7 protein-coding genes are annotated in these 6,219 nt (G+C 72.9%); 5 read left to right on the top strand and 2 right to left on the bottom strand.

What is annotated here, in order from left to right; translation table 11 throughout:
- Positions 1-1,075 (bottom strand): redox-regulated ATPase YchF (ychF, locus tag PLP61_RS03745; protein WP_324500495.1); only part of this gene is annotated, 1,075 nt, incomplete at its 3' end.
- A 75-nt stretch (positions 1,076-1,150) separates the two neighbouring features.
- On the opposite strand from ychF, the gene PLP61_RS03740 reads away from it, so the two are divergent.
- Genes PLP61_RS03740 through PLP61_RS03720 form a run of 5 tightly spaced genes read left to right on the top strand, consistent with a single transcriptional unit; the run spans position 1,151 to position 5,644 of the window.
- Positions 1,151-1,690, top strand: coding sequence for a PH domain-containing protein (locus PLP61_RS03740; RefSeq protein ID WP_324500493.1), 540 nt, complete (start codon positions 1,151-1,153; stop codon positions 1,688-1,690).
- On the top strand, positions 1,687-3,222 hold the full coding sequence (locus tag PLP61_RS03735; RefSeq protein ID WP_324500491.1) for a PH domain-containing protein: 1,536 nt from the start codon (positions 1,687-1,689) through the stop codon (positions 3,220-3,222). Before PLP61_RS03740 ends, PLP61_RS03735 begins: the two co-directional genes overlap by 4 nt.
- A 9-nt stretch (positions 3,223-3,231) precedes the next feature.
- Positions 3,232-4,008, top strand: coding sequence for an exodeoxyribonuclease III (locus PLP61_RS03730; RefSeq protein WP_324500489.1), 777 nt, complete (start codon positions 3,232-3,234; stop codon positions 4,006-4,008).
- 59 nt (positions 4,009-4,067) lie between these two features.
- Complete coding sequence (locus PLP61_RS03725; RefSeq protein WP_324500487.1) at positions 4,068-5,174, top strand: DNA recombination protein RmuC; 1,107 nt, start codon at positions 4,068-4,070, stop codon at positions 5,172-5,174.
- On the top strand, positions 5,171-5,644 hold the full coding sequence (locus PLP61_RS03720) for a DUF6542 domain-containing protein (RefSeq protein ID WP_324500484.1): 474 nt from the start codon (positions 5,171-5,173) through the stop codon (positions 5,642-5,644). The genes PLP61_RS03725 and PLP61_RS03720 overlap by 4 nt, the downstream gene beginning before the upstream one ends.
- Here the strand turns inward: PLP61_RS03720 and PLP61_RS03715 are convergent.
- Positions 5,590-6,216, bottom strand: a complete 627-nt coding sequence (locus tag PLP61_RS03715; protein ID WP_324500482.1) for an L-threonylcarbamoyladenylate synthase — start codon at positions 6,214-6,216, stop codon at positions 5,590-5,592. The genes PLP61_RS03720 and PLP61_RS03715 overlap by 55 nt on opposite strands.
- Between the last annotated feature and the right edge of the window lie 3 nt (positions 6,217-6,219).

The following is a 6,219-nucleotide window of genomic DNA, read 5'->3' as shown; positions in this document are numbered from 1 at the left end:
ACACGTTGAAGCGGAACTCCACGACGTCGCCGTCCTGCATGACGTAGTCCTTGCCCTCCATCCGGACCTTCCCGGCCTCCCGCGCCTTGAGCATGGAGCCGGCGACCACGAGGTCGTCGAAGGAGACCACCTCGGCCTTGATGAAGCCACGCTGGAAGTCGGTGTGGATGACCCCGGCGGCCTCGGGGGCGGTGGCGCCCTTGCGGATCGTCCAGGCGCGGGTCTCCTTCGGCCCGGCGGTGAGGTAGGTCTGCAGGCCCAGGGTGTCGAATCCCACGCGGGCCAGCACCTCGAGCCCAGGCTCCTCCACCCCCAGCTCGCGCAGCATCTCCCGGGCCTCCTCCTCGTCGTCGAGCTCGACCAGCTCGGCCTCGAACTTGGCGTCCATGAAGATCGCCTCCGCGGGGGCCACGAGGTCCCGCATCCTGCCCTTGAGCCCCTCGTCCCCGAGCTCGTCGGCGTCGCAGTTGAACACGAAGATGAACGGCTTGGCCGTGAGAAGCGACAGCTCCCGGATCAGGGAGCGGTCGATCGTGGTCGCGCTGACCGGCGTACCTGCCTCGAGCACCTCGCGCGCCTCCTTGGCAGCGGCGACCACGGGCGCCAGCTCCTTCTTCCCCTTGGCCTCCTTCTCCAGCCGGGGGATCGCCTTCTCCAGGGTCTGCAGGTCGGCGAGGATCAGCTCTGTGGAGATCGTGGAGATGTCCGAGGCAGGGTCCACGGCTCCGTCCACATGGGTCACGTCCTCGTCGCGGAACACCCGGGTGACCTGGCAGATCGCCGCGGACTCGCGGATGTGGGAGAGGAACTTGTTGCCGAGGCCTTCGCCCTCCGAGGCACCGCGCACGATGCCCGCGATGTCGACGAACTCCACCGTCGCGGGCAGGACCCGCGCCGAGCCGAAGATCTCCGCGAGCGTGGCGAGCCGACCGTCGGGAACGCCGACGACGCCCACGTTCGGCTCGATCGTGGCGAAGGGGTAGTTCGCCGCCAGGACGTTGTTCCTGGTCAGCGCGTTGAAGAGCGTGGACTTGCCCGCGTTCGGGAGGCCGACGATGCCGATGGTGAGTGCCACGTGCGGGGAGTCTACGGCGAGGGTCGCGGCGGGGACGAAAGCCCGCGCTGCACCGGGTGTGACAGGCTCGGTGGTGTGAGCGGGGAGACGAGTGCGGGACTGCCGGAGGTCGACGTTCCGGCCGCCGACCGTGCCGCACTGCGTGAGCCCGCGCACCAGGTCGACCCGCGGGCGGTGTCGCTGTGGCGGACCACCGCGCTGGTGGAGGCGGCCTTCGTCAGCGGTCTGGCGGGGGTGGGCTACGCCCTGCTTCCGGAGAGGCCGTGGTGGGCGACGCTGGCGCTGGCGCTGCTGGTCGCCGCCGCGCTGGCCCGCGCTGTGGTGATGCCCGTCGTCAGGTTCCGGATCCACCGCTGGGAGGTGACCGGCACGGCCGTGTTCACCCGGTCCGGGTGGCTTAGCCGGGAGCAGCGGATCGCCCCGCTCTCGCGCGTCCAGACCGTCGACTCCCACCAGGGGCCGATCATGCGGCTGTACCACCTCGCCACGATCACGGTCACCACCGCGTCTGCGGCGGGGCCGGTGCGGATCGACTGCCTCGACGAGGCACTGGCCCGACGGGTGGTGGCCGATCTGACCGAGATCACCGGCGCGACCGAGGGCGACGCCACGTGACGCGTCCGGACGAGGACGGCTGGCAGCGGCTCGACGCCCGGATGCTGCTGATCGGGCCGCTGGACACGCTGCGGCAGTTCGCCGTACCCGTTGTGATCGCGCTCGTGGGGATCAGCAGCTCCCGGGGCACCTTCGACCCCGGGCTGCTGCTGATCATGCTCGCCGTGCCGGTGGTCCTGGGCCTCCTGCCCTGGCTCACCACGCGCTACCGCATCACCGACACCCAGTTCCAGCAGCGTCGGGGGCTGCTCTCGCGCCAGCAGCTCACCGCCCCGCTCGACCGGGTGCGCAGCGTCGACCTCGAGTCGTCGCTGCTGCAGCGGGCGCTCGGCCTGGCGAAGGTGAAGATCGGCACCGGCGTGGACGAGACGCGCATCGAGCTGAACGCGCTGTCGCTGGCCCAGGCCGAGGAGCTGCGGCGCTTCCTGCTGGCCCGGGGGGCCGCCGCGGTCCCCGCTCCACCCCCTGTCGTTTGGACCCAATCGACAGACAACCAGGCCTCGGACGTGCCGTTTCGGAACAATCGGCAACCACCCCCGGACGATCCTCCCGCCGTGCTGGCACGCATCGACTGGTCCTGGCTGAGGTTCGCACCGTTCAGCCTGGGGCGGCTGGCGATCGTCGCCGGAGCTGTGGGCGTCCTCGCCCAGTGGGGCGAGGACCTTCCGTTCCTCGACGCCGAGCACATCGACGCGGCCTGGCGGTGGGTGACCGGGTTCGCCCTGGTGCTGGTCGTCCTGGCCACGCTCGTCGTGGCGCTCCTGGCCTGGTTGGTGATCTCCGTCGTCGGGTACGTCGTGCAGTGGTGGGACCTGCGGCTGACCCGCGAGCACGGCACCATCCGGCTCGCTGCCGGGCTGCTGACCACCCGGTCCACGTCGGTGGAGGAGGCGCGGGTGAGGGGGGTCGAGCTGGTGGAGCCGGTGCTCCTGCGCACCGTCAACGGAGCAGAGCTGTCGACCCTGGCCACCGGTGTCGGAGAGGGCGGGGTGACCAAGGTCCTCCCACCGTGCCCGCGCGAGGTGTGCCAGGAGGTGGGTCAGGCGATCCTGGGAGCCCCCCGTCCGCTGGTCGCGGCCCTGGTGCCGCACGGCCCGGCGGCGCGGCGGCGTGCCCACGTGCGGGCGCAGCGGCCCGCGGTCGTGGTCACCCTGGGGCTGCTGGCGGCCACCGGGTTCGCGGGATGGCCGTGGTGGCCGCCCGTGGTGGCAGCGCTGGTGCTGGTGCCCGGTGGCGCGGCCGCCGGCGAGGTCGCGTACCGCAACCTCGGCCACCTGCTGACCCCGGCCCACCTCACCTCCGGCGACCCCGCCGTGCAGCGACGTCGTCAGGTGCTCGAGCGCGACGGCGTGATCGGCTGGGTGATCGGCCAGAGCCTCTTCCAGCGGCGCCGGGGTCTGGCCACCCTGACCGCCACGACGGCCGCGGGCAAGGAGCGGGTGGCCGTGCGTGACCTGCCGCTGGAGCAGGCGGTGCGGCTGGCCGCGCTCGTCACCCCGGGCGCCGTGGTCCCGTTCCTCGCCGACCCCTAGGCTCGCTGCGTGCGCCTCGCCACCTGGAACGTGAACTCCCTGCGCTCCCGCATCGGTCGGGTCGAGGCCTTCCTCGAGCGCCACGACGTCGACGTGCTGGCGGTGCAGGAGACGAAGGCCAGGGAGGACCAGCTCCCCCTGCTGGGGCTGCAGTCGATGGGGTACGACGTCGCGGCCGCAGGCGTCAACCAGTGGAACGGCGTGGCCGTGGTCAGCAGGGTCGGGATCGACGACGTCCAGGTGGGGTTCGACGCCATGCCTCCTTTCGGCGATCCCCCGGGGCCGGAGGCGCGCGCGATCGGCGCCGTGTGCGGCGGCGTACGTGTCTGGTCGCTGTACGTCCCGAACGGCCGCAAGGTCGGCGACCCGCACTACCTCTACAAGCTGGAGTGGCTCGCCCGGCTCCGCGCGGCCGCCAGGCCGTGGCTGGCGGAGGACACCGCCCTGGTCGGCGACTGGAACATCGCCCCGCTCGACGAGGACGTCTTCGACATGGCGGCATTCGCCAAGGACACCCATGTCACACCGCCGGAGCGGGCGGCGTTCCGCGGCTTCCTCGAGGACGGGTACGCCGACGTGGTCCGCCCGCACGCCCCCGGCCCAGGCGTGTACACCTACTGGGACTACTACCGCCAGCGGTTCGAGCGGAACCGGGGCATGCGGATCGACTTCGTCCTCGGCTCCCCGTCGCTGGCCGCCCGGGTGACCGGCGCGTTCATCGACCGGGAGGAGCGAGCCGGCGCCGGGGCCTCCGACCACGCCCCGGTGGTCGTGGACCTGGCCTGAGCCGGCCGTCCGCTGGCGCCTCCCCAGCGTTGTCGGTGGTCCCCGGCATGCTGGCCCGCATGGACACCGCGACACTGCTGATCGGCCTGCTGCTCGGCCTCGCCGCCGGCGCCGCGCTCGGCCTCCTCTGGGCCCGCTCGCGTCCGGCGGGCGAGTCCCGGCTGGCCGCGGCGCTCGACCAGCGCGCCGCCGACCGGGCGCTGGTCCAGGAGGGGCTGGCCCGGCTCCACGACCAGCTGCGCGACCTCGAGCACCACGGGGTCTCCTGGCAGGGACAGCTGGCCCAGCAGGTGCTCGACATGCGGCACACCACCGAGTCGCTGCGCCGGGAGACGCAGTCGCTGAGCACAGCGCTGCGCCGACCACAGGTGCGGGGGCGCTGGGGCGAGATGCACCTGCGCCGGGCCGTCGAGCTGGCCGGAATGGTCAACCACTGCGACTTCGAGGAGCAGCCCCAGCTCCAGGACGGAGCCCGCCGCCCCGACCTGGTGGTCCGGCTGGCCGGCGACCGGAGCGTGGTCGTGGACGCCAAGGTCCCGCTGGAGGCGTTCCTCGACGCGGGCGCGGCGCCCGACGAGGAAGGCCGGCAGCACGACCTGGTGCGCCACGCCACGCAGCTGCGGCAGCACGTCGACGGGCTGGCCGCCAAGCGCTACTGGCAGGCCCTCCCCGAGACCCCGGAGTTCGTTGTCCTGTTCGTCCCGGCGGAGTCCTTCCTCTCGGCCGCCCTGGAGGTGCAGCCCGACCTGCTGGAGTACGCCGCCCGCAAGCAGGTCGTGCTGGCCACCCCCACCACGCTGATCGCCCTGCTGCGCACGGTCGCCCACGGGTGGAGCCACGACGCGCTGGCCGCCCAGGCCGGCCAGATCCACCAGCTCGGACGTGAGCTGCACGGCCGGCTGACCACGATGGCGGGTCACCTCGACCAGGTCGGTCGCGCCCTGAACACGGCCGTGACCCACTACAACCAGGCCGTGGGGTCCTTCGAGTCGCGGGTGCTCGTCTCGGCACGCCGGTTCACCGAGCTGTCGGTCACCGAGGAGGAGCTGGCGGCGCCGCGGCAGGTGGAGTCGGCCGCGAGAGCGGCGGTGGCGGTCCCGCTGCGCGCAGCCGACCGGCGCGCCGCCACGCCCGGGGCGGAACCGGACCATACCGTGGCCCTGTGAGCGCGCCGCCGACGCTGTGGGAGGAGGGCCGGGAGCCGGCCCCGCAGGTGGTCGCGCTCGGCCTCGCGGCGATCCTGACGGTGGTGGCGCTGGACCTGGTGCTCGTCGGCCAGCTCACCCTGTTCTTCGACCTGTGGTTCGTGGTGGTCAGCCTCGCGCTCGCGCTGGCGGTGCGGCCGGGGGACTTCTTCACCGTCGGCGTGCTGCCGCCGCTGCTGATGCTGGGGGTGTTCACGCTGCTCGCGTTCGTCTCCCCCGGTGCCGTCGCCGAGCCGGGCGACTCCGTGGTGCAGGCCGTGGTCAGCGGGCTGGCCACCCACAGCGGGGCGCTGCTGGTCGGGTACGTCCTGTGCCTGGTCACGCTCGCCCTGCGGCAACGCGTGGCCCGACCTGCGCCCGGGAGGGGCGCGGCGCCTCAGGCCTCGAAGCGGGCTGGGTCGCCGGCGCCGCGACGGACCACGACGGGCTGACCCTCCGACCAGTCGATCACCGTGGTGGGCTGGGCGGTGACCTCGCCCGCCTCGATCACCAGGTCGACCTCGTGGTCCAGCTCCTCCTTGACCTCCCACCCCTGCGTGCGCGCCTCCTCCTCCCCGGGCAGCAGCAGCGTGCTCGAGAGCAGCGGCTCGCCGAGCGCCTCGAGCAGGGCCCGGACCACGGGGTGGTCGGGGATGCGCACCCCCACCGTCCGCTTCTTCGGGTGCATCAGCCGCCGGGGCACCTCGGGGGTGGCGGGGAGGATGAAGGTGTACGGGCCGGGGGTGGCGGCCTTGATCGCGCGGAACGCCGCGTTGTGCACGTGCACGAACTGGCCCAGCTGGGAGAAGTCCCGGCACACCAGCGTGAAGTGGTGCCGCTCGTCGAGGTGCCGGATCCTCAGGATGCGGTCGCGGCCCTCCCGGTTGCCGATCCGGCAGCCCAGCGCGTAGCCGGAGTCGGTGGGGTAGGCGATCAGCGCGTCCTCCTCGCGCAGCGCCGAGACGACCTGGTCGACCAGCCGGGGCTGGGGGTTCTGCGGGTGCAGGTCCACGTAGCGAGCCATCCG

This window comes from Nocardioides sp. (assembly GCF_035429765.1).
Classification (GTDB): Bacteria; Actinomycetota; Actinomycetes; order Propionibacteriales; family Nocardioidaceae; genus Nocardioides.
The sequence above is the reverse complement of the archived record's forward strand: the minus strand, read 5'-3'. Positions and strand labels throughout refer to the sequence as shown.

Coding starts and splice junctions, on each gene's coding strand:
- PLP61_RS03725 (WP_324500487.1), top strand. CDS start 4,068: ATGGACACCGCGACACTGCTGATCGGCCTGCTGCTCGGCCTCGCCGCC.
- PLP61_RS03715 (WP_324500482.1), bottom strand. CDS start 6,216: ATGGCTCGCTACGTGGACCTGCACCCGCAGAACCCCCAGCCCCGGCTG.